The 2,024-nt window shown below is 59.5% G+C and carries 2 protein-coding genes; both read right to left on the bottom strand.

Annotation, left to right across the window (positions count from 1 at the left end; genetic code table 11):
• Positions 1 to 122: 122 nt before the first annotated feature.
• On the bottom strand, positions 123 to 977 hold the full coding sequence (locus tag AC0AP0_RS12730; RefSeq protein ID WP_490430754.1) for a CPBP family intramembrane glutamic endopeptidase: 855 nt from the start codon (positions 975 to 977) through the stop codon (positions 123 to 125).
• A partial coding sequence (fbaA, locus tag AC0AP0_RS12735; RefSeq protein WP_490430755.1) for a class II fructose-bisphosphate aldolase occupies positions 974 to 2,024 on the bottom strand: 1,051 nt, incomplete at its 5' end. The genes AC0AP0_RS12730 and fbaA, both read right to left, overlap by 4 nt.

Here is a 2,024-nt window from a genome sequence, read left to right on the forward strand (position 1 = left end):
GTCGCCATTCAAGGAAAACAAAGGCAGACCATCCATAGACGAGCCTAACCCCATGTATGGAGCTGGAGGTCTTTCAGGCCTTTCAAATCAGCATGGGCCGATCCAAAATTGGAAAAGACTGGTCAGGTCCTGGAGCCAATCATGGTGTCCCGGCCCTGGCAGAGCAGGAAGGCCGCACTGACGAGCAGCCCTAGGATGACCGGGATCAGGGATGCTTCGATGCCGAATGTTCCACCGGTCAGCAGGGTCGGTCCCTGAACCTTCATGACCATGAAGCCGTATATATTCTGGCCGGAGACCGGAATTCCCAACAGGGCCTCAGTAAGGTTCCACCCTATATGAAAGCCTATGCAGATCCAGAGATTATGCCTGGATACCATGATGGAGCCCAGCATAAGACCGGCTTCGATGGCTATGGCCAGACACGAGAAGAGGGTAGCCCCAGGGTTGAGAGCATGCATGAACCCGAAAAGAAGCGAAGTCAAAATCAGAGCAGGTACCCATCCCAGCCAGCGATCCAAAGCATGGAGAGCCACGCCCCGCATTATGAGTTCTTCAAAAACCGACGCGCAAGCTAGAACTCCTAAGGTCAGGATCTGGGAGACACCGAATGGGCGGAAACCATCCACCCTGTAAAACCCAAGGATTATGAGGATGAAAGCCGAAAGAGCCATCAATCCGAAGCCGATGCCCAGTCCGCCCAACGAGGAGACGAAGAAACCATGAGCCGTCAACTCGGTAGGCTGACGTTCAGCCCACCTCACCATGACAACCTTGGCATAAAACCAGATGCCGAAGCCCACGAGGAGGATGGCGACCAATAGCACCAGCCATTGGGCCCATAAGGGACGGCCGATCATCGGGGTCGTTGAGGAATCAAGCATCAGCAATACACCGAACCCAAGAAGTCCCCAAGCTGCAGTCTTGTGTATTCCCTGTCTGGGCTGGCGTGGTTTGGAACGCGTATGCCGTTTCATCGCATGGCCCGTCCTGCACTGCCCAGCTGCTGGCAAGCCTGGACCACGCGCGCCGCCATCTCGTCCTCGGCCTGGCGTCCCCAAGAACGGGGGTCGTACTCGCTCTTTTCGCCAACCTCCCCGTCCACCTTGAGGACCTTGTCGTAGTTAGTGAACATGTGCCCTGCCACGGCCCTGGTAAAGGCGTACTGAGTGTCAGTATCCACATTCATCTTGACCACACCATGAGCGACGGCCGAGGCGATCTCCTCCGGCTGCGAGCCAGAGCCCCCGTGGAAGACCAGCAGGAAGGGCTTGTTGGCAGGGGCGCTCGGAGCGGGGATACCGCTAACCTCCCCATCGGATATGGCTCTGGCCGTCCTGGCCTGGATCTGCCCCAGCAGATCGGGCCTTAGCTTGACCACACCGGGCTTGTAGGACCCGTGCACGTTGCCGAAAGTGAAAGCCACCATGTAGCGGCCGCGCTCACCCAGACCCAGGGCATCGACCACCCTGGGGCCATCATCGGACGAGGAATAGAGCCGTTGGTCGATAGCCGCCGAGTGACCGTCCTCCTCGCCGCCGACTGTTCCCACTTCGATCTCCAAAACGGTGTGGGCGGCGCGGGACTGCTCCAGCAGCTCTGCCGCCGTGGCCAAATTCTCCCGCAAGGGCAGGCCAGAACCGTCCCACATGTGCGACTGGAAGAGCGGTTCCTGACAGTGAGCCACCTGCTCCTTCTCGTAGGCCAGCAGGGGCCGTACCCACTCGTCAAGATATTGCGGGGCGCAGTGGTCCGTATGCAGGGCCACGGTGATGCTTGGATAGCGGGCGATCACTTCGTGGGCGAACTTGGCAAAGGCGATGGAGCCAGCCACCCGGTCGGCCAGGCGCTGGCCGGACAGGTAGGCGGCACCTCCCACGGAGACCTGGATGATTCCGTCGGACTGGGCTTCGTCCAGCCCCTGCAAGGCCGCATTCAGAGTCTGGCTGCTGGTCACATTGATGGCGGGATAGGCGTAGGACCCCCGTCTGGCCGCATCAAGCATCGCCACATACTGTTCAGGA

The organism is Bifidobacterium sp. POST2/T3 (B1) (assembly GCF_058197115.1).

Bases quoted from the DNA above. Each gene is read 5' to 3' on its own strand.
- AC0AP0_RS12730 (WP_490430754.1), bottom strand. From the start codon at position 977: ATGAAACGGCATACGCGTTCCAAACCACGCCAGCCCAGACAGGGAATA.